The 18,846-nt window shown below is 71.9% G+C and carries 20 protein-coding genes; 9 read left to right on the top strand and 11 right to left on the bottom strand.

Going from position 1 to position 18,846, the window contains the following annotated elements; all coding sequences use genetic code 11:
- Positions 1-62 precede the first annotated feature (62 nt).
- The gene (locus ACZ6EJ_RS03445) at positions 63-908 is read right to left on the bottom strand and encodes an oxidoreductase (protein WP_469264220.1); all 846 of its coding nucleotides are present in this window, start codon (positions 906-908) and stop codon (positions 63-65) included.
- 105 nt (positions 909-1,013) lie between these two features.
- Between ACZ6EJ_RS03445 and ACZ6EJ_RS03440 the strand changes: the two genes are divergently transcribed.
- A complete protein-coding gene (locus tag ACZ6EJ_RS03440; protein WP_469264219.1) occupies positions 1,014-1,928 on the top strand; it encodes a LysR family transcriptional regulator in 915 nt (304 codons plus the stop codon).
- On the opposite strand, the gene ACZ6EJ_RS03435 is transcribed toward ACZ6EJ_RS03440, so the two are convergent.
- On the bottom strand, positions 1,886-2,536 hold the full coding sequence (locus ACZ6EJ_RS03435) for a TetR/AcrR family transcriptional regulator (protein WP_469264217.1): 651 nt from the start codon (positions 2,534-2,536) through the stop codon (positions 1,886-1,888). The genes ACZ6EJ_RS03440 and ACZ6EJ_RS03435 overlap by 43 nt on opposite strands.
- A gap of 166 nt (positions 2,537-2,702) precedes the next feature.
- Between ACZ6EJ_RS03435 and ACZ6EJ_RS03430 the strand changes: the two genes are divergently transcribed.
- Both ACZ6EJ_RS03430 and ACZ6EJ_RS03425 read left to right on the top strand, forming a co-directional pair.
- The gene (locus ACZ6EJ_RS03430; RefSeq protein WP_469264215.1) at positions 2,703-3,287 is read left to right on the top strand and encodes a dihydrofolate reductase family protein; all 585 of its coding nucleotides are present in this window, start codon (positions 2,703-2,705) and stop codon (positions 3,285-3,287) included.
- Between the two features lie 71 nt (positions 3,288-3,358).
- Entirely contained in the window at positions 3,359-4,735 is a 1,377-nt protein-coding gene (locus ACZ6EJ_RS03425; protein ID WP_469264214.1) for a serine hydrolase domain-containing protein, read from the top strand.
- 114 nt (positions 4,736-4,849) lie between these two features.
- On the opposite strand, the gene ACZ6EJ_RS03420 is transcribed toward ACZ6EJ_RS03425, so the two are convergent.
- From ACZ6EJ_RS03420 to ACZ6EJ_RS03400, 5 genes are all read right to left on the bottom strand, one after another.
- The gene (locus ACZ6EJ_RS03420) at positions 4,850-5,302 is read right to left on the bottom strand and encodes a GNAT family N-acetyltransferase (RefSeq protein WP_469264213.1); all 453 of its coding nucleotides are present in this window, start codon (positions 5,300-5,302) and stop codon (positions 4,850-4,852) included.
- Positions 5,303-5,394: 92 nt separating this feature from the next.
- Complete coding sequence (locus ACZ6EJ_RS03415) at positions 5,395-6,276, bottom strand: GNAT family N-acetyltransferase (RefSeq protein WP_469264211.1); 882 nt, start codon at positions 6,274-6,276, stop codon at positions 5,395-5,397.
- Positions 6,277-6,422: 146 nt separating this feature from the next.
- Positions 6,423-6,902, bottom strand: coding sequence for an NUDIX domain-containing protein (locus ACZ6EJ_RS03410; protein ID WP_469264209.1), 480 nt, complete (start codon positions 6,900-6,902; stop codon positions 6,423-6,425).
- 110 nt (positions 6,903-7,012) lie between these two features.
- Entirely contained in the window at positions 7,013-8,149 is a 1,137-nt protein-coding gene (locus ACZ6EJ_RS03405; protein ID WP_469264208.1) for a cystathionine gamma-lyase, read from the bottom strand.
- An 89-nt stretch (positions 8,150-8,238) separates the two neighbouring features.
- A complete protein-coding gene (locus tag ACZ6EJ_RS03400) occupies positions 8,239-8,616 on the bottom strand; it encodes a phage holin family protein (RefSeq protein WP_469264206.1) in 378 nt (125 codons plus the stop codon).
- Between the two features lie 78 nt (positions 8,617-8,694).
- Between ACZ6EJ_RS03400 and ACZ6EJ_RS03395 the strand changes: the two genes are divergently transcribed.
- The 4 genes from ACZ6EJ_RS03395 (at position 8,695) to ACZ6EJ_RS03380 (ending at position 11,022) form a co-directional block, all read left to right on the top strand.
- The gene (locus tag ACZ6EJ_RS03395) at positions 8,695-9,012 is read left to right on the top strand and encodes a cupin domain-containing protein (RefSeq protein ID WP_469264205.1); all 318 of its coding nucleotides are present in this window, start codon (positions 8,695-8,697) and stop codon (positions 9,010-9,012) included.
- Between the two features lie 126 nt (positions 9,013-9,138).
- Complete coding sequence (locus ACZ6EJ_RS03390; RefSeq protein ID WP_469264204.1) at positions 9,139-9,351, top strand: DUF5326 family protein; 213 nt, start codon at positions 9,139-9,141, stop codon at positions 9,349-9,351.
- 361 nt (positions 9,352-9,712) lie between these two features.
- Positions 9,713-10,483: an IclR family transcriptional regulator gene (locus tag ACZ6EJ_RS03385; protein WP_469264202.1), complete on the top strand. Its 771-nt coding sequence runs from the start codon at positions 9,713-9,715 to the stop codon at positions 10,481-10,483.
- A gap of 101 nt (positions 10,484-10,584) precedes the next feature.
- Complete coding sequence (locus ACZ6EJ_RS03380; RefSeq protein ID WP_030115079.1) at positions 10,585-11,022, top strand: SsgA family sporulation/cell division regulator; 438 nt, start codon at positions 10,585-10,587, stop codon at positions 11,020-11,022.
- Positions 11,023-11,131: 109 nt separating this feature from the next.
- Here ACZ6EJ_RS03380 and ACZ6EJ_RS03375 read toward each other — a convergent pair whose 3' ends face one another.
- Positions 11,132-12,478 carry a YibE/F family protein gene (locus ACZ6EJ_RS03375; protein ID WP_469264201.1) on the bottom strand — a complete coding sequence of 449 codons (1,347 nt, stop codon included), beginning with the start codon at positions 12,476-12,478 and terminating at the stop codon, positions 11,132-11,134.
- 197 nt (positions 12,479-12,675) lie between these two features.
- On the opposite strand from ACZ6EJ_RS03375, the gene thiC reads away from it, so the two are divergent.
- Together thiC and ACZ6EJ_RS03365 are read left to right on the top strand one after the other, a co-directional pair.
- Positions 12,676-14,451, top strand: a complete 1,776-nt coding sequence (gene thiC / locus ACZ6EJ_RS03370) for a phosphomethylpyrimidine synthase ThiC (protein WP_469264199.1) — start codon at positions 12,676-12,678, stop codon at positions 14,449-14,451.
- 280 nt (positions 14,452-14,731) lie between these two features.
- Positions 14,732-15,088 carry a DUF805 domain-containing protein gene (locus tag ACZ6EJ_RS03365; RefSeq protein WP_469264198.1) on the top strand — a complete coding sequence of 119 codons (357 nt, stop codon included), beginning with the start codon at positions 14,732-14,734 and terminating at the stop codon, positions 15,086-15,088.
- 99 nt (positions 15,089-15,187) lie between these two features.
- Here ACZ6EJ_RS03365 and ACZ6EJ_RS03360 read toward each other — a convergent pair whose 3' ends face one another.
- From ACZ6EJ_RS03360 to ACZ6EJ_RS03350, 3 genes are all read right to left on the bottom strand, one after another.
- Positions 15,188-15,997, bottom strand: a complete 810-nt coding sequence (locus ACZ6EJ_RS03360; RefSeq protein WP_469264196.1) for a hypothetical protein — start codon at positions 15,995-15,997, stop codon at positions 15,188-15,190.
- Positions 15,998-16,182: 185 nt separating this feature from the next.
- Positions 16,183-17,328, bottom strand: a complete 1,146-nt coding sequence (locus ACZ6EJ_RS03355; protein ID WP_469264194.1) for a metallophosphoesterase — start codon at positions 17,326-17,328, stop codon at positions 16,183-16,185.
- A gap of 174 nt (positions 17,329-17,502) precedes the next feature.
- Positions 17,503-18,615, bottom strand: coding sequence for a LacI family DNA-binding transcriptional regulator (locus ACZ6EJ_RS03350; RefSeq protein WP_469264193.1), 1,113 nt, complete (start codon positions 18,613-18,615; stop codon positions 17,503-17,505).
- Between the last annotated feature and the right edge of the window lie 231 nt (positions 18,616-18,846).

The following is an 18,846-nucleotide window of genomic DNA, read 5'->3' as shown; positions in this document are numbered from 1 at the left end:
ACCCACCAGGGCCGTTGCTCGGAATCCGCCGCCGGGTCCCCGTGAGCCGACCCGGCCGGACGTCAGGCCGGGTCGAAGTCGGTGCCGCGGGAGACCTTCTCCCACTGGGCCAGTTCGGCCCGTACGGAGTCCAGGTGGCCGGTGAGCAGGTCGACCGCGTCGCTGCCGAGCGCGAGGCGGAGCGGGGTGCTGTCGGCGTCCAGGGCCAGGCGGATCGCCGCCGCCGCTTTCGCCGGGTCGCCGGGCTGGCTTCCGTCGCCGCCCAGGACGGCCTGCCGGGTCGCGCCGACCTTCTCGGCGTACGCGGGGTTCTCCTCGGAGAAGTACGCCGCGCCCTTGCCGAACAGGTTGGTGCGGAACGCGCCGGGCTCCACGATCAGCACCTTGACGCCGAACGGCGCCACCTCGTCGGCCAGGGCCTCCGACAACTGCTCCAGCGCCGCCTTGGTCGCGCTGTACGCGGAGAACCCGGCGAAGGACAACTGCCCGCCGAAGCTGCTCATGTTGACGATCGCACCGCTGCCCCGCTCCCTCATGTGCGGCAGCAGCGCGCGGGTGAGTCGCGCCGGACCGAACACGTGCAGGTCGAACAGGTCGCGCAGCTCCCGCTCGGTCGTCTCCTCGAACGCTCCCACCTGGGTGCGGCCGGCGTTGTTCACCAGCACGTCCACCCGGCCGTAGCGGGCCAGGACGTCGGCGGCCACGGCGTCGATCCGTGCGCCGTCGGTGACGTCCAGGCTGATCGCCTCCGCGCGGTCCGGGTGCGCGGCGACCAGGTCGTCCAGCGCCTCCGTCCGCCGGGCCGTGCCGATCACCGTGTCGCCGGCCGCGATCGCGGCCTGGGCGATGGCCCGCCCGAAACCGCTGCTCGCGCCGGTGACCAGCCAGACCTTGGCGTTCTCGCTCATCTTCGTCCCCCTCGTCGCCCGCCGTCCGGGGCTCCCCGTCGGCAGGCCCCATCCTTCGCCGGACGGCGGGGGCGCGTCCAAGACCCGTTGTGATAACCATCAGTTATGGATGTCCACGGTCGCGACCTGCGCTACTTCGCCTCGGTCGCCGAGGAGTTGAGCTTCACCCGCGCCGCCGAACGGTCGTACGTCTCCCAACCCGCGCTGAGCAAGCAGATACGGGCGCTGGAGAAGCTGCTCGGCGCGGACCTGTTCGAGCGGGACCGCCGGACCGTGCGGCTGACCGCCGTCGGCACGGCCCTGCTGCCGCACGCCCGCGCGGTGCTGGCCGCCTGGGAGGGCGCGCGGGCGGCGGTGGAGGAGGCGAAGACGGCCGAGCGGCACACCCTGGTGATCGGCATGTCCACCAGTCCGGGGCGCGGGCTGCTGCCGGCCCTGCGGGCCCGGCTCCTGGCCGGGCGCCCGCGGGCGCGACCCGTCCTGCGCCAGGTCCCGTGGTCGGACGCCACCGCCGGGTTGGCCGACGGGACCAGCGACGTCGCCTTCGTCTGGCTGCCGCTGCTGGACGAGGCCCGCTACCGGTACGCGGTGGTGGCCCGCGAACCCCGGTCGGTCGCGCTGCCGGACGGGCACCCCCTGGCGGTGCGGGCCGCGTCCGACCCCGAGGGGAAGGTGGACTTCGCGGAGCTGATGGCGGAGCCCTTCCTCGCCCTCCCCGCGGAGGCCGGCCCCCTGCGGGACTACTGGCTGGCCCTGGACGCGCGGGACGGCCGCCGGCCGCGGATCGGCGGGGTGGTGGCCAGCGCCGAGGAGACCCACGAGGCGGTCGCCGGCGGGCAGGGGGTGGCGCTGCTGGCCGCCGGCAACGCCCCGCTGGTCGCTCGGGACGGGGTGGTCGCCGTGCCGGTCCGGGGCGTTTCGCCGTCCCGGCTCGCGGTGGCCGCCCGGCGGGGCGACGAGAGGCCGCTGGTGCTCGCCTACCTCGCCGCCGCACGGGACCTCGGGGCGGCGGCCTGCTGACGCGGCGTCCGGCGCGGGGCGGCGAGCGGGGCGGACTCAGTCGGCGGGGACGACGCGGGCGACGACGGTGTCGACCAGGTGGTCGAGGGCGGTGTCCGCGAGCATGTCCGGCAGGGTGAGTGCTCCAGGAGGAGACCGGTCATGGCCAGGTGGAGGACGAGGAACGCGTCGCGGTCGCCCGGCAGCCCGCTCTCCCGGTGGAAGGAGGCGTTCTCGTCGGAGGCGGAACGCACGGTGCCGGTCAGTCGCCTGCGCGGCTCCGGGCGGCGGGTCGCCTCCAGGCGGAGTTCCAGCAGGGCCGGATAGCCCGTGCGGTCGGCGGTCATCCGCCTGACCAGCCAGTGCATCAGCTCCGCGACCGGTTCCCGCGAGGGCGGGGCGCATCGCCTGTCCGACCTGGACCGGGTCCGGTGCCATCCGGCTGTGGATGCGCGCGTCGTCTGCATCAGGAGGTCGTCGCGGCTGGTGAAGTAGTTCGACGCGGTGCCCACCGGCACGCCCGCCCGCTCGTCCACGGCGCGGAAGGCGAGCCCGCGGGCCCCTTCGTGCGCGAGGACGTCGATCGCCGCGCCCGCGAGCGCCGCCCTGCGCTCGGGGTTCTTCGCCATGAGGCGCCTCCCGGATCGGTCGCGCCCGGATCGGTTGCGCAACCACTACACCTGAAGCACTATCAGCGTCGTGGTCGGCGTCCGCCCGTCGGGCGGCGCCCAACCAGCCCTCCGCAGGAGGCCGCTCGGGTCGATCGGCCCGAGCCCATCGACAGAACAAGGACGTATGCGCAAGCTCACCTACTTCATCGCCTGCTCGATCGACGGATTCATCGGAGACCGCGGCGGCGACGCCTCGGCGATGATGCGCTTCGTCAGCGAGGAGTTCATCGGGTTCCTGACCTCGGAGTACCCGGAGACGATCGCCGCCGAGGGACGCAAGGCCCTCGGGTGCGACGACGCCGAGAACCGGAGGTTCGACACCGTGGTCCAGGGGCGGAGGAGCTACCAGCTCGCGCTGGACGCCGGGATCACCAGCCCCTACGCCCACCTGCGGGAGGTCGTGGCCTCCCGGACGCTCACGGAGGCCCCGCACCCGGACGTCGAACTGATCGCGGAGGACCCGGTCGCCCGGATCAGGCAGCTCAAGGCCCAGGACGGCGAGCTGGGCATCTGGCTCTGCGGCGGCTCCCAGCTCGCGGGGGAGCTGTTCGAGGAGATCGACGAGTTGGTGATCAAGACCTACCCCATCGTGTACGGGGCCGGGATGCCGATGTTCGGCGCGGAGTTCGCGGCCACCGAGTTCACGTTGGAGGGGGTGCGGACCTTCGAGAACGGCGCCCTCGTCCGGACGTACAGCCGGACACGCTGAGCCCGCGGGCGGCCGGGCGCGCTCCAGGAAACCGGTTCGTCAGCGGGCGGCCCGTCGGGTAGGTGTTGCCCATGACTCCTCCCGATGAAGACCTGCTCCCGAGCACCCGCCGCGCCCTGCTGCACCGCATCGCCGTCGCGCAGAAGGACGGCCGTGCGCCGTCCCTCGTGGCCGCCGTGCAGCGGAACGGGCGCATGGTCTGGAGCGGGGCGCGGACCTGCGGGGAGGGCCGGGCCCCCGACGCGGACACGCAGTTCAGGATCGGCTCCCTCACCAAGACGTTCACCGCGGTGCTCGTCCTGCGGCTGCGGGACGAGGGGTTGATCGACCTGGACGATCCGCTGGAGAAGCACCTTCCCGGCACCGGAGCGGGCGACGCGACCGTCTTCCAACTGCTCGGGCACACCGCCGGGCTGGGCGCCGAGGCACCGGCCCCCTGGTGGGAGCGGACGCCCGGCAGCCTGCGTCCCCGGCTCGCCGACGTGCTGGGCGACCGGCCGCGGAAGCACCCGGCCGGTCACCGCCACCACTACTCCAATCCGGGCTACACGCTGCTCGGCGCCCTGATCGAAGCGGTACGCGGCGTCTCCTGGGAGGAGGCGCTGCGCCGCGAGATCCTGGAGCCCCTGGGCCTGGACCGCACGACGTGCGAGCCCGTGGCACCGCACGCGGCCGGCTGGGCCGTCCATCCCTGGGCCGATGTGATGGTGAGCGAGCCCGCCGAGGATCTGGGGCTGATGGCGTCGGCCGGGCAGCTCTGGTCGACCGCGGCAGACCTGTCGGCGTTCGCCGCGTTCCTGTCCGAGGGGGACGACCGGGTCCTGTCGGCGGCCTCCGTACGGGAGATGCGCACCCCCGCCGCGCCGGCCGAGGAAGGGGGCGGCGGATACGGTCTCGGCCTCCAGATCGTGTCGGGTGGAGGCAGCGTGCTATTCGGCCACTCGGGGTCGCTGCCCGGATTCGTGGCGGGGCTGTGGATCAACGCGCAGGAGGACGTCTCCGCGATCGTGCTCGCCAACGCCACCTCCGGTCTGCCCGCCGCATCGGTGGCCGCCGAACTGGTGGGGATCGTCGCGGAGGCGGAGCCGCGGCTCCCGGACCCCTGGCGCCCCCTGCCCGACGCGGACGGGGAACTGCTCGCCCTGACGGGCGTCTGGTACTGGGGGACCCACGCCTTCACGGTCAGGCTCCTGGCGGACCGGGGCCTGGAACTCGCACCGCTGAACGGCGGCGGTCGCGGCTCGGGCTTCACCGCCGGCCCGGACGGCTCCTGGACGGGACTGAGCGGCTACTACGCGGGGGAGACGCTCCGGATCGTGCGCAAGGACGACGGATCGGTGGACCATCTCGACCTGGGCTCGTTCGTCTTCACCCGAGAGCCGTACGAGGTGGGAGCGGACGTGCCCGGCGGAGTGGACGCGGCGGGCTGGCGGGGCCTCCCCGGCTGAACCCAGCAGCAGGGGCCGGTGTTTCACGTGAAACACCAGCCCCTCCCCTCCTGCTCCAGCAGGAACCCGCCGGTGCGTGCAGGCATACGACAGGCGCGGGCCGGGACCGGCCCGTCAGAGGGTCAGCTTGAAGCCCACATGGCTGGCGGTGAAGCCGAGCCGCTCGTAGAAGCGGTGCGCGTCCTCGCGGGTGGCGTCCGAGGTCAACTGCACGAGCCGGCAGTCCAGGCGGCGGGACTCGTCCACCGCCCACTGGATCAACCGGGTGCCGAGGCCACTGCCGCGTTCGTCGGCGTGGATGCGGACGCCCTCGATGATCGAGCGGGTCGCACCGCGCCGGGACAGTCCGGGGACGATGGTCAGTTGCAGGGTCCCGATGACACGGCCCTCGCGCACGGCGACGACGACGTGCTGGTGGGGGTCGTCGGCCAGCCGCCGGAACGCCGCCCGATAGGGGGCGAGGTCGTCCGGCGACTCGCGCCGCGCGCCCAGCGGGTCGTCGGCGAGCATCGCGACCACCGCCGGCAGGTCGTCCTCGGTGGTGGGGCGTATCTCCAGATCGCTCATGATCGGCATCCTAGGACGCCGCGTGCGGACGGCTTGAGGGCCACTCGGCACTGGTGCGCCCGAGCGGCAGCCGACGCGACGGGGGCCGGGGCTCAGCCCGTGGCGAGGGAGAACGGGGCGAAGCCGCGTGCGCCGTCGCCCGGCAGGTCCGGGATGCCGTACGTCATCGCGGCGCTCCGCATCGTGAGCTCCAGCCCCCGAGCCGTCAGCCAGCCGAGCAGCTCCGTGTGCCGGGCGTCGAGGTCGACCCGCAGCGGCCGGTCCGTCGCCGAGGCCAGAGCGGTGACGAGGGCCTGCGCGGTGGCCGTGTCCCGCGCGACCAACGGGCCGACCGCGTGCGCACCGCCGCTCGGCCAACAGGCCGCGAAGCCGATCAGCTCACCCCGGTCCTCGGCGACCTGGATCCGGTCGGAGAACGCCGGGAGCCGGGCGAGGAGATGGGTCCGGTCGACGCCGAACACCGCGAGGTCGAGCCGGACGATCGCCTGCAGATCATCCGCCGCCGCCGGACGGGTGGCCACGGTGGAGGACGAGGGCGACGCGGCACCAGAGGGGGCGCGGAACGGGCCTTCCAGCCGCTGGGCCACCCCGACGGCGGAGAAGCCGAGCTTCTCGTAGAGCGGCTGCCCCTGCGCGGTGGCGTACAGGGCGAGCGGGGTGTGGGCCGTCTCCTCCATCACCTGCTCCATCAACCGCCGCGCGAGCCCCTGGTGCGCGTAGCGCTGTGCCACGAGCAACATGCCGATGGCGGCGAGGCGCGGCCCGTACGACGTCAGCACGCAGGTCGCCGCCAAACCCCTGCCGTCCGGAGCGTCGATCCCGTAACCCGTGCCCGCCGAGAGCAGCAGCCCCCACCGATGCTCGTCGCGCGTCCAGCCGCGGTCCTCGCAGAGATCGGCGCAGGCGACGAGGTCAGCCCGGTTCAGGCGCCGGATCGGCAGGTCGACGAGGGGGTGGGGTGATGGGTTGTGCATGGGATCAGGCTGTCTGACGGGGTGATCGTGCGTCCAGCGGTTTGGCGGAACTGGCCGAGAACCACGATCGGCGGACCGGGCGGGACGGACGGGGCAGGTGGGTGGTTTCACGTGAAACATGAGACCGCGACCTCCCTGCCGGGCGGTCAGCCGAGGTCGGGGGCGTGCAGCGCCCGTACGCCTTCGATGTTGCCGTCCAGGTAGTGCCGCAGGGAGAGGGGCACGAGGTGCACGGCCGCGATCCCGACCCGGTTGAACGGCACCCGGACGATCTCGTACTCCCCGCAGGGCTGCTCGATCTCCGGGCCGTGCCGGAGGGAGGTGTCCATCGACGCCAGCCGGCAGACGAAGAAGTGCTGGACCTTCACGCCCGCCACCCCGCCGTCCGCGATGTGCTCGACGGTGTCGACGAAGCAGGGGACGACATCGACGACCTCCGCCCCGAGTTCTTCGTGGACCTCGCGGTGCAGGGCGTCGACGACGGTGGCGTCCTCCGGCTCCACCCCGCCACCGGGGGTGACCCAGTACGGATCGACCCCCGGCTTCGTGCGTTTGATGAGGAGGAGATCGTCGCCGTCGAGCAGGATGGCACGTGCGGTGCGCTTGACCACCGGGCGTTCGGTCATGGCAAGAGCGTGGCCCAGGGAGCCCGGTCTGAAACTCCCGCGGCCCGCCGGGGCCCCGCCCCCACGGTCGGCAATCGTCGCCGCGCGCCCGTGCGGAGCCGGGCCCGGACCTACGCCCCGCTTTGGTCGAGAGCCGCGTCCAGGGCCTGCGCGACATCGGCCAGCAGGTCCTCGGGGTCCTCGACGCCGACCGAGAACCGGATGAAGCCCTCCGCCACCGCGTCACCACCCCAGCGGCCCCGCCGTTCGGCCGTGGAGCGGACGCCGCCGAAGCTCGTGGCGTCGTCGACCAGACGCAGCGCGGACAGGAAGCGCTCGGCGCTCTCCCGATCGGGCAGGGTGAAGGACACCACCGAGCCGAAGCGCCGCATCTGGCGCGCCGCCGTGGCGTGCGAGGGGTCGGCGGGCAGCCCCGGATACCGCACCCCGGTGACCTCCGCGCGCTGCGCCAGCGCCTCGGCGAGGACGAGGGCGGTGGCGCACTGGCGGTCGACGCGCAACGGCAGCGTGGCCAGAGAGCGGTGCGCGAGCCAGGCCTCCATCGGGCCGGGGATCGCCCCGACCACCTTGCGCCATCGCCGCACGTCCGCCGTCAGCCGGGGATCGCGGCAGGTCACATGGCCGAGGAGGAGGTCCCCGTGCCCGGTCATGGCCTTGGTGTCGCTGGCGACCGAGAAGTCGGCGCCCAGCTCCAGCGGGCGCTGGCCGAGCGGCGTGGCCAGGGTGTTGTCGACGGCGACCAGGGCGCCCGCCTCGTGTGCGGCCGCCACCAGCCGCCGGATGTCGCAGACGTCCAGGCCCGGATTGGACGGGCTCTCGATCCACAGCAGCTTCGCCCCCGACAGCAGGGCCGACTGGGCGTCGCCCCCGGTCGGGGCGGTGCGGACCTCGACGCCGTACGCCGTCAACTGCTCCCGGACGAGCGGCAGCGCCTGGTAGCCGTCGTCCGGCAGGACCACCGCGTCGCCCGAGCGGACCTGGGAGAGCAGCACCGCGGTGATCGCCGCCATGCCGGAGGCGAACACCGTGGTGCCCACGTCCTCACCGGGCGCCTCCAACGCGCCGATGGCCTGCTCCAGGCGGCTCCACGTCGGGTTGGTCTCCCGGCCGTAGGTGTAGGGGCCGACCGGATCGCCGGAGAGGTGGAAGTGCGCGGCGAAGACCGGACCGGGCAGGGCGGGTTCGAACTGCTCCGGTGCGGGAAGTCCGGCACGTACGGCACGCGTTCCCTCGCCCATGGCGCTCATGCTGCTCCTCCACTGCTCTCCCCCGGCGGCTGACCGGCTGCCCCGCACTCTTCCAGGCCCCCGGAGCACGCCTTCGCCGGGGGCCCGCGTCAGTCCTCGTCGGGCAGGACGACGTTGAGCGCCCAGGACACGACCGAGATGACCAGCCCGCCGAGCACGGCCGTCCAGAACCCCTCGACGTGGAAGCTGAGATCGAGCACGCCGGCCAGCCAGGAGGTCAGCAGCAGCATGAGGGCGTTGACCACCAGGGTGATCAGCCCGAGCGTCAGGATGAACAGCGGGAAGGTCAGCAACTGGACGACCGGCTTCACCAGGAAGTTCACCAGGCCGAAGAGGAGAGCGACCAGGATCAGGGTGAGGGCCTTGCGGCCGGTGCTGCCGCCCTCCAGGGTGATGTCACTGATCAGCCAGATGGCGACGGCCAGCGCGCCCGCGTTGGCGATCGTCTTGACTACGAAATTCATCATGTGTGTGATCGTGGCAGACATGATCGGCGGCCGACACCGGAGCAACCGGCGGCGGGGACGACGAGGGGCGGACGGGCCATGAAGGCATTCAGACTGGACGAGCTGGAAGCGGAGCGGGCCGCCAACGACGGCGCGTACCTGCAGTTCCTGCGGGAGCGCAACATGTCCGTCGGCCTGTACGCGCTGGACGCGGGGGCGCTCGATCCGCAGCAGCCGCACCAGCAGGACGAGGTCTACCTCGTCGTCAGCGGCCGCGCGTCGATCACGGTCGGGACGGAGACGACCCAGGTCGCCAGGGGCAGCGTCGTGTACGTGCCGGCGGGGGTGGCGCACAAGTTCCACCACATCACCGAGGATCTGCGGGTGATGGTCGTCTTCTCGCCGCCGGAGGGCTGAGGCCGCGCGCCGACAGTCCCTAGGGGCTCGATCAGGGGTTTTCAAGGGGTGCGGGGGGCCGCCGGGCGCCTTCGCGCGCCTAGCATCGAGGGAGGAGCCCAGAGAGAAGAGGTAGAGGTGATGGCCGTGCGGGAGATATACGCGGGAATGCCGTGGTGGGTGAAGTGGATCGCGGTGCCCCTCATCGCGCTCTTCGTGTTCGGCGGCTTGATCGCCAGCGTGGTCGGCTTCGTGGTGAGCCTGCTCTTCAAGGCCCTGGTCTTCGTCGTCCTGGTCGGTGGGCTGGTCTTCGTCGTCCGGAAGTTCATGTCGTCGTCGACCTCGCGCGGTGACTGGTAGTACACGGATTCGGGCGAACGAACGCTCCCCAGAGCAGGCGAGGACCCGGCCGGGATTAGCCCAGGCGAGCTAAGTCGCAGGCGAAACCACTCGTCTGCCGGAAGCGGCCGATACAGTGACCTACCACTGCCGCCATCCGGAATGTGACCTTCTGTCACTGAGCTGACTGAGTGATCATTCGGGGAGTACGACAGTCCGGTCGTTGGCCTCCGATCGCCGGCGTCCGGCCCGGTCCTCGCCGGTGGTTGGGCCCGATGCTCCGGTATTCCGGTTCCCTCCGGCGCCTCGGGATCGTGGCAGGCTCGCGGGGGCGGCCCCCGCGGGAGGGCTGATCGCCCGTCACCATGCCTGGGGGTGGCCTTTGACCACGGCATCGAGCACCGCTGTCCCGACGTTGATCGGCTCGGTCCAGCGGGCATTGCGGCTGCTGGAGGCTGTGGGCGCCCATCGGGACGGCGCGCCCGCCAAACAGCTCGCACGCGAGGCGGGGCTTCCGCTGCCGACCGCGTACCACCTGCTGCGCACGCTCACCCATGAGGGTTATCTCCGCCGGGAGAACGGGGTCTTCCTCTTCGGCGCGGCCGCCGAGAACCTCACCTCGGCGCCGGGAGGCAGGAGCCGGCCCGCCTCCGTCGCCGACTCCCTCGGCCACTGGCGCGACGCCATCGGCGCCCCGGTGTACTGCGCGGTCTACTGCGACGGCGAGATCGAGCTGGTCGCGGTCGCGGACGCTCCCGACACCCCGGCGGTGGAGGAGTGGGCCTCGTTCCGCGAGACCGGTCACGCGCACGCGATAGGGCAGTGCCTCCTGGCCCAGCTCGACGAGAAGGCCCGTGAGGACCACCTCGACCGCCACCCTGTTCGACCCCTCACCCGTTACTCAGTGCGAGATCGCGCGGCATTTCTTGACCGGTTGCGCAAGCTCCGCAGGGGTGAACCGGTCATCGAACGTCAGGAGTACACGCTCGGGACCGTGTGCGCCGCCATCCCGGTCACCGCCGGGACCACCATTGCCGCGATGGCCATTTCCGTACCCCTTGACCAAGAAGAACGATTGCTCCCCGCAGTCGAACAGTTACGTGGCGAAGTGACCAGCCTCTTGCGTTCGTTCGTGTTCTCTATCAGTATCTGAAAAATCACTCCTTGTGATCTGCTATCGCGTGCACCACGATGGCGTCAATGGGGCCAAGGGGGATCATTCCTGGCCAGTTTCATCTACTGCGGGGTTGAACGATGCGCGAGTCGGTTCAAGCAGAGGTCATGATGAGCTTCCTCGTCTCCGAGGAACTCTCTTTCCGTATTCCGGTAGAGCTCCGGTACGAGGTCGGCGATCCATACGCCATCCGGATGACCTTCCATCTGCCCGGCGATGCCCCTGTGACCTGGGCGTTCGGCCGGGAACTGCTGCTGGACGGGCTCAACAGCCCCAGTGGCGACGGCGATGTGCACATCGGCCCGACCGAACCGGAGGGGCTGGGCGATGTGCACATCCGGCTCCAGGTCGGCGAGGACCGCGCGCTCTTCCGGGCCGGCACGGCGCCGCTGGTGGCGTTCCTCGATCGGACGGACAAGCTGGTGCCGCTCGGGCAGGAGCACACGCTGGGTGACTTCGACGGAAACCTGGAGGAGGCGCTCGGACGCATCCTCGCCGAGGAGCAGAACGCCGGCTGACCGGGTGCGCCCGGCGCACGCCCACCGGTCCCACCCGCCGGTCGCGCGATCGCGCCGCCTGCGCTCCCGTACGCGCTCCCCCCGCACCCCCGCCCGGCCCCGCGGTCCGTCATCCCGTCTTGCGGCGGCGGCCCCGGCCGGTCCGGGCGGGCGCGGCCGTCGCCGCCGGCGCGCCCCCGGCCCCCTGCCGGTCCGCGGAGACCACCAGGGCGGCGAGCACCGTGGTCACCGGCACGGAGGCGACCAGTCCGATCGAGCCGACCAGCGTGCGGACGATCTCCTCGGCGACCAGCTCGCTGTTGGCCACCGTGCCCACACTGCTCTGGGCGATGGAGAAGAGCAGCAGCAGGGGCAGAGCCGCGCCCGCGTACGCCAGCACGAGAGTGTTCACCACCGAGGCGATGTGGTCCCTGCCGATGCGGATGCCCGCCCGGTACAGCCCCTTCCACCCCATGCGCGGGTCCGCCTGGTGGAGCTCCCAGACGGCGGAGGTCTGGGTGACCGTCACATCGTCGAGCACGCCGAGCGAACCGATGATGACGCCGGCCAGCAGCAGGCCGCTCATGTCGATGTCCGGGTACAGGCCGTGGATGAGACCGGTGTTGTCGTCGGTGTTGCCGCTCAGGCTCGCCCAGCCGATGAACAGGGAGCCCAGCAGCCCGATCAGCAGCAGGGAGATCAACGTGCCGATGACCGCGACGGACGTACGGGCCGTCACCCCGTGGCACATGTAGAGCGCCGCCAGCATGATGGCGCTGGACCCGATCACCGCCACCACCAGCGGGTTCGAACCCTGGAGGATCGCCGGGAGGATGAACAGGGTCAGCACGGCGAACGACACGGCGAGCGCCACCAGCGCCATCAGCCCGCGCAGCCGGCCCACCACGACCACCGCCAGGGCGAAGACCCCGGCCAGCAGCGTCATCGGAAGCCGCCGGTCCACATCGGTGACGGAGTACTGGAGGTCGCGCGGCGCGTCGGGGGCGTACGCCACGACCACGCCCTGGCCCTCGCGCAGTTGACGGGGCGCGTCCGGCTGGACCACCTCGACGAACGTCCGGCCCTTGTCGTTGCCGCTGGTCACCTCGATCGTGGCCTTCGCGCACCTCCCCTGCTGCTCGTTCACCGCCTCCCGGCCCGAGGGCGTGGAGGTGTCGCCGGTCGGGGGCACCTGCCCGGCGTTGACCTCCGCGCAGTCGACCTCGTCGACCCGGACGACCCTGCCGTCCTGGGTCTGCCGGTCGAAACCGACGCCGGTGCGCTCGTGCTCCGGCGCGCCGCCCGGCCAGAACGCGATCAGGCCGACGACGACCGCCGTGGCGAACGGGATCAGGACGGCGGCGATCACCTTGCGCAGGTGCCGGGAGACCGGGGCGGCCGGTCCGTGGCTGTGCGTGTGGCCGTGGGCGTGGCCCGAGGGCGGCTGGGGTGCGGGGTCGCTCTGGGGGGAGGTCACACGGCGATCATCGCAAGTACGGCAAGGCCCCCTCTGGTCAGCTCGCCGGAAAGGACGCTAGCGTGGGGGCGCCTTTGCACACGCGGGAGCTCGGAGCACCGGGCTGAGAGGGCGCTGACCGCCGTACGCCGTACGGGACACGCTGCGCCGACCGCTGAACCTGTTACCGGGTAATGCCGGCGTAGGGAGTAGGTCACATGACCACATCGGACGCACGCACGCCTGCCTCGCAGCGGGACGACGAGGCCGGGAAGTCCATCGGCTGGCACAAGGGGTACGTCCAGGGCTCGCGCCCGGACCTCCGGGTGCCGGTCCGACAGGTGCACCTGACCAACGGCAAGGACGTGACGCTGTACGACACCTCGGGCCCGTACACCGACCCCGCCGTCGAGACCGACGTCCGCCGGGGCCTCGCGCCTCTGCGGGAGGGCTGGATCGTCGCCCGCGGCGACACCGAGGAGTACGCGGGCCGGCCGGTCCGCCCCGAGGACGACGGGGTCAAGCACACATCGCCGCGCGGCGGGCTGCGCAACCTCGACGCCGTGTTCCCCGGTCGGCCGCGCCAGCCGCGCCGCAGCCGCGACGGCCGTCCGGTCACCCAGCTCGCGTACGCGCGGCGGGGCGAGATCACCCCGGAGATGGAGTACGTCGCCATCCGGGAGAACGTCGCGGCCGAGACCGTGCGCGAGGAGATCGCGGCGGGCCGGGCCGTGCTGCCGGCCAACGTCAACCACCCGGAGATCGAGCCGATGATCATCGGCAAGCGGTTCCTGGTGAAGGTCAACGCGAACATCGGGAACTCGGCGGTCACCTCCTCGATCGAGGAGGAGGTGGACAAGATGACGTGGGCGACGCAATGGGGCGCCGACACGGTCATGGACCTGTCCACCGGCCGCAACATCCACACCACCCGTGAATGGGTGCTGCGCAACTCCCCGGTGCCGATCGGCACGGTCCCGCTCTACCAGGCACTGGAGAAGGTCGACGGCCGGGCCGAGGAGCTGACCTGGGAGATCTACAAGGACACCGTCATCGAACAGGCCGAGCAGGGCGTGGACTACATGACGGTGCACGCCGGAGTGCGCCTGGCGTACGTCCCGCTGACGGCCCGTCGCAAGACGGGCATCGTCTCGCGCGGCGGCTCGATCATGGCGGCCTGGTGCCTGGCGCACCACAAGGAATCGTTTCTCTACGAGCACTTCGAGGAGCTGTGCGACATCCTCGCGGCGTACGACGTCACCTACTCACTCGGTGACGGGTTGCGCCCCGGTTCGATCGCCGACGCCAACGACGAGGCGCAGTTCGCCGAACTGCGGACGCTGGGCGAGTTGAACACGATCGCCAAGCGGCACGGCGTCCAGACGATGATCGAGGGCCCCGGCCACGTCCCGATGCACAAGATCAAGGAGAACATCGACCTCCAGCAGGAGATCTGCGAGGAGGCCCCGTTCTACACGCTGGGCCCGCTGACCACGGATGTCGCCCCCGCCTACGACCACATCACCTCGGGGATCGGAGCCGCGATGATCGCCTGGTGGGGGACGGCGATGCTCTGCTACGTCACGCCCAAGGAGCACCTGGGGCTGCCCGACCGGGACGACGTGAAGACCGGGGTGATCACCTACAAGATCGCGGCGCACGCGGCCGACCTCGCCAAGGGGCACCCCGGAGCGCAGGAGTGGGACGACGCGCTCTCCGACGCGCGGTTCGAGTTCCGGTGGGAGGACCAGTTCAACCTGGCGCTGGACCCCGACACGGCGCGGGCGTTCCACGACGAGACGCTGCCCGCGGAACCGGCGAAGACGGCGCACTTCTGCTCCATGTGCGGGCCGAAGTTCTGCTCGATGAAGATCTCCCAGGACATCCGCCGTCAGCACGGCGGCTCCCAGCGGGAGATCGAGGAGGGCATGGCCGAGAAGTCGAAGGAGTTCGCGGCCTCGGGCAACCGGGTCTACCTCCCCATCGCGGACTGACCGGTCCCCCGTCCGCTCCTCGGCGAGGGGCGGACGGGGGCGCCTGGGCCCGACCGGAACGTGAACGTCCGTGCCCTATGGGCCGGTTCGTGTTCTTCGGGGCTGTCTGGCCTGGTTGGCCCCTTGTCAAACGACAGTATGGACACGGTCGGGCGGCATCTCTGTGTACGTTTGGCCAGCGGCTCGTCCCAGCTTGACCCGTTCCTTATCTGTGGCTTACTTTCCGGCTTGCTTGGCTTGTTTTTGCGCCCTCGCACGGGGGCTCGGGGAGGGAATCGCAGTGAACTGGTACCTGGCCGTACTCAAGAACTACGCAGGCTTCAGCGGACGCGCGCGCCGCAAGGAGTACTGGATGTTCGTGCTCTTCAACTTCATCGCCGCCGTGGTGCTCTACGCCATCGGCGCCGCGATAGGCACGCAGATCCCGTACGGCATCTACGTCGTCGCGGTGATCGTCCCGTCGCTGGCGGTCATGGTGCGTCGACTGCACGACACCGGCCGCTCCGGCTGGTGGTTCTTCATCAGCTTCATCCCGCTGGTCGGCGGCATCATCCTGCTCGTCTTCCTCGCCTCGGAGGGCAAGCCGGAGACGAACCAGTACGGCGTGAACCCGAAGCTGGCTCCGCAGACCGTCTGATCCACCGCTCCGGTCGTTCCGGAGCGCCTTCCGGGCCGGGCGCGGCATCCGCCGCCCCGGCCCGTGGCATGTCCGGGCCCGTCCGCGGCGGGGCGGCCGTCACTCCGGTCGGTGCTCGGGGCCGCCGAAGTCCGGGCTCGTGAAGTCGGGGCTGGTGAAGGTCGGCCGGGGGCCGGCCGCCGGGCCCTCGCCCGGTCCGGAGAACTCCGGCCTGCTGTACCCGACCCTCGGGAGGCGGTGGGGCGGGCGGTCCGGGCCCCGGTCGGCCAGGGCGTCCCGCAGGAACGGCAGGATGCCGCGCTCCAACAGGGCGTGCCGCCAGGCCTCACGGGACCGCGCGACCTCTTCCGAAGGCTCCTCCTCCGCGGGCTCGGCCGCCGGGGGCGCGGTGCCGTTGCGGAGCGCGGTGACGAGCAGCCCGGCCGCGGCGACCAGGGCGGCCGCCGCGGCGACGGCCGCGAAGAACCACCCGGCCGTGACCAGGGTGGCGCCGAAGTCCCTCGACGACGCGGCCGTCCTCAGCAGGTGGCCGGCCAGCAGGAAGATGACCGCCGCGGTACCGGCCAGCAGCGGGGTCAGGACCGTCAGGACCGCGCCGACCCCCGCGCCCGGTCCGACCCCCGCGCCCGGTCCGGCCGCCGCGGTCCGCGCCCCGGCGGGGGCGCCGTGCGGGTCTCCGCCGGCCGTCGCGGCGCGGGCGCGGACGTAGTGCGCGTACTCGGCGGCGGCGGCCGAGGTGATCGGCGCCGTCGCGCCGAGGGCCATGGCGCGCAGGTGCTCGGCGCTGAACCGGTCCCCGAGGCCCGCGAGCTCCGGGCGCTCGTGGGCGTGGCGCAATACCTCGGCCAGAATCCGCTCGTACTCGGGGCCGTCCTCGGCCAGCAGGTGCGGAGCGCTTGTCATCTGCATCCCCCGATGCCCCGTCGGCGCCCGACTGCCCGTGTGGCCGGGCGAGGAGGGCGGAAACGGAGGAGAGCCTGCTACGGACAGGCCGATGGTAGAGCGATCACGCCACGGGGGGACAGGGTGCTGCCGGAATCCGACCCCGTGGAGGGGCCTTCGGCCCGGCGGGGGCGTCGCTTCTCCGCCGAGATTCAGCCACGCAGAGGCAGTTGGACGACCAGGAGCTTTCCGGCCATGGTGACTCCGCCGTCCATGGCGATCGCGAGCCCGTCGGCGTAGACGTGCGGGCCGTTGACCACGGGCCCGGAGCCGTCCTCCCCGTCCTCCGAGCCGACCTCGCCCAGCAGGTACGGGATGGGGCTGTGGCCGTGGACGACGCGCTGGCCCCCATACGTGGTCATCAGCTCGCGCACCGCGTCGGCGCCGCCCTCGTCCCGGAAGGCGAACCGCTTGGTGAGCTTGCGGAACAGGTCCCAGCACTCGTCGGCGTCGTTGCGCGTGAGGATGGCGTGGACCGTGTCGTTGACGTCCTCGATGGTGGACCCGTAGTCGAGGTAGGCCGTCGTGTCGGAGTGCATCAGCAGGTGCCCGTCCTCCTCGACGACCGCGTCGAGGCGCGACATCCACTGGAGGTGCACGTCCTGGAGGCGGTCCATGTCGCTCTTCTGGCCGCCGTTGAGCAGCCAGGCGGCCTGGAAGGTGGCGGTGCCGGCCCCGGAGTTGACGGGCGTGTCGGCGAACCGCTTGGCGCCGATCAGCAGCAGCTCGTGGTTGCCCATCAGGGCCTTGCAGTAGCCGCCGGCGGCCGCGGCCTCGGCGGAGAGCCGCATGACCAGGTCGATGACGCCGATGCCGTCCGGCCCGCGGTCGGTGAAGTCGCCGAGGAACCAGAGCCGGGCGTTGCCCGCGGCCCAGTTCCCGTCGGCGTCGATGAGGCCCTGCTCGACGAGGGCGGCCAGCAGCTCGTCCAGGTAGCCGTGGACGTCGCCGACGACGAACAGCGGGCCGCGCCCGTCCTCGTACGCCGGTCCCGCCTCGGGACCGGCCAGCACCTGGGCGGTGTCGGCGCGGTTGATGACGGGCAGGTCCCGCTCGGTCGGGGTGTAGCCCGCGGGCGGCTCGTCTCCGAGGGCGGCGTTGCCGGGGTGCGGCGCAGGGGGCGGCGCGGGCGCGTACGTCGGCACGGCGGCCTGCGGCGCGGGCGCCGGGGGCGCCGGATGCGGCGCGACCGCTCCGGGCGACTGCGGTGGCACGGGCGTCTGCGCATACGGCGGAACCCTGAAGTCACGCAACGTCGCCGCCCGCACCACGGGTTCCTGACCGGCCCCCTGAGTCATCGACCCCTCCACCACCGTCGCGCCGCCGTACACCTGACGGGCCCTGCCTGGTAGAGGTGGTCCGCGGTGTCGTGCGCCCATCATAGGAATGCGGATCGCTCCGTGTGACGCACCAGGGGTGGTGAATCCCGGTGCGCACACGGTTCATCGGCTGATTCGTCCGAAATGAGGCGATCAGTCCCCGGTGGGCGAGCGCGGTGCGCTGACCGTCGTACGGGGCGGCCGTCGCTGCGAGGAGGTCCGGACGATGAGTTCCGTCGGTATGACCTGCTCCACCGGGCCGTCGTGCTCCACCCCCTCGATGGCGTCGATGAGGAGCTGGACGACGGCCGTGCCGATGCGGCGGGGCTTCAGCGAGAGGGTCGTGATGGGCGGGTCGGTGGCCGCGTACACGGTGGACTCGCTGCAGCAGACCAGCAGAAGGTCCTCGGGGACCCGCAGCCCGTAGCGGCGGGCCGCCGCGAGGAGATCGGTGCCGTTGGGGTCGAAGAGGCCGTAGACGGCGTCCGGGCGGTCCGGGCGGGCCAGCAGCCGGTCGGCGGCGACCGCGCCCGCGCACGGGTCGTGGGCCGGGTAGGACTCGTACACCGGGTCCTGGCCGACCCGCTCGCACCAGTGCAGGTAGGCGGTGGTGGAGAGCCGGGTGTACGTGTCGGTGGTGGTGCCGGTCAGCAGCCCGATGCGGCGGGCGCCGGCGGCGGCGAGGTGGTCGAGGAGGTCGAGCACGGCGGCCCGGTGGTCGTTGTCGACCCAGGCGGTGACGGGGAGCGACCCGGCGGGTCGGCCGTCCGAGACGACGGGCAGGCCCTGGCGGACCAGCTCGGTGACGACCGGGTCCTGGTCGGAGGGGTCGATGACGACGGTCCCGTCGAGCGCGACGTTGGACCAGACGTCGTGCCGGGAGGTGGCGGGGAGGATGACGAGGGCGTAGCCGCGGGCGAGCGCCGCGGAGGTCGCGGCTCTCGCCATCTCCGCGAAGTACGCGAATTCGGTGAAGGTGAAAGGTTCATTCCCGTACGTGGTCACGGTCAGGCCGATCAGTCCCGACCTGCCCGTACGGAGGGTTCGGGCCGCGGCGGACGGGCGGTAGCCCAGGCGCTCGGCGACCTCGCGGACATGGCGGCGGGTGGCGTCCGGGAGCCTGCCCTTGCCGTTGAGCGCGTCGGAGACGGTCGTGATCGAGACGCCGGCCGCGGCGGCCACGTCACGGATTCCTGCCCGTCCCGGCCGGCCGCTGCGCCGGGGGGTCTCCGCCCGGCTCACCTGGTGCTTCCCTGCTGCTGTCATGGCGAGCCGATAGTAGGGCTCCCGAGGGTGGTCGGTCCGGTCGCATATGCACGGGTGGGCAGTCACGTTTCTGCATGGCAGTTCGCCCCTAATACCCCTGTAAACCAAGGGTGTTGGCGCGTATTGCATATGACTATCAGGTGCGGATGGGTGGCAGCCTGCCAAATGTGCGATGTCTCGAAGAGGTCTCAACTCACCGGTTCGGGGGACGCGCGCCACGGCGCAGGCCAC

The organism is Streptomyces sp. NPDC041970 (genome assembly GCF_055588985.1).
The sequence above is the reverse complement of the archived record's forward strand: the minus strand, read 5'-3'. Positions and strand labels throughout refer to the sequence as shown.

What these genes read in the sequence shown, in the direction of transcription:
- ACZ6EJ_RS03445 (WP_469264220.1), bottom strand. Translation starts at nt 908, where the DNA reads ATGAGCGAGAACGCCAAGGTCTGGCTGGTCACCGGCGCGAGCAGCGGT.
- ACZ6EJ_RS03440 (WP_469264219.1), top strand. Translation starts at nt 1,014, where the DNA reads ATGGATGTCCACGGTCGCGACCTGCGCTACTTCGCCTCGGTCGCCGAG.
- ACZ6EJ_RS03435 (WP_469264217.1), bottom strand. Translation starts at nt 2,536, where the DNA reads ATGGCGAAGAACCCCGAGCGCAGGGCGGCGCTCGCGGGCGCGGCGATC.
- ACZ6EJ_RS03430 (WP_469264215.1), top strand. Translation starts at nt 2,703, where the DNA reads ATGCGCAAGCTCACCTACTTCATCGCCTGCTCGATCGACGGATTCATC.
- ACZ6EJ_RS03425 (WP_469264214.1), top strand. Translation starts at nt 3,359, where the DNA reads ATGACTCCTCCCGATGAAGACCTGCTCCCGAGCACCCGCCGCGCCCTG.
- ACZ6EJ_RS03420 (WP_469264213.1), bottom strand. Translation starts at nt 5,302, where the DNA reads ATGAGCGATCTGGAGATACGCCCCACCACCGAGGACGACCTGCCGGCG.
- ACZ6EJ_RS03415 (WP_469264211.1), bottom strand. Translation starts at nt 6,276, where the DNA reads ATGCACAACCCATCACCCCACCCCCTCGTCGACCTGCCGATCCGGCGC.
- ACZ6EJ_RS03410 (WP_469264209.1), bottom strand. Translation starts at nt 6,902, where the DNA reads ATGACCGAACGCCCGGTGGTCAAGCGCACCGCACGTGCCATCCTGCTC.
- ACZ6EJ_RS03405 (WP_469264208.1), bottom strand. Translation starts at nt 8,149, where the DNA reads ATGAGCGCCATGGGCGAGGGAACGCGTGCCGTACGTGCCGGACTTCCC.
- ACZ6EJ_RS03400 (WP_469264206.1), bottom strand. Translation starts at nt 8,616, where the DNA reads ATGATGAATTTCGTAGTCAAGACGATCGCCAACGCGGGCGCGCTGGCC.
- ACZ6EJ_RS03395 (WP_469264205.1), top strand. Translation starts at nt 8,695, where the DNA reads ATGAAGGCATTCAGACTGGACGAGCTGGAAGCGGAGCGGGCCGCCAAC.
- ACZ6EJ_RS03380 (WP_030115079.1), top strand. Translation starts at nt 10,585, where the DNA reads ATGCGCGAGTCGGTTCAAGCAGAGGTCATGATGAGCTTCCTCGTCTCC.
- thiC (WP_469264199.1), top strand. Translation starts at nt 12,676, where the DNA reads ATGACCACATCGGACGCACGCACGCCTGCCTCGCAGCGGGACGACGAG.
- ACZ6EJ_RS03360 (WP_469264196.1), bottom strand. Translation starts at nt 15,997, where the DNA reads ATGCAGATGACAAGCGCTCCGCACCTGCTGGCCGAGGACGGCCCCGAG.
- ACZ6EJ_RS03355 (WP_469264194.1), bottom strand. Translation starts at nt 17,328, where the DNA reads ATGACTCAGGGGGCCGGTCAGGAACCCGTGGTGCGGGCGGCGACGTTG.
- ACZ6EJ_RS03350 (WP_469264193.1), bottom strand. Translation starts at nt 18,615, where the DNA reads ATGACAGCAGCAGGGAAGCACCAGGTGAGCCGGGCGGAGACCCCCCGG.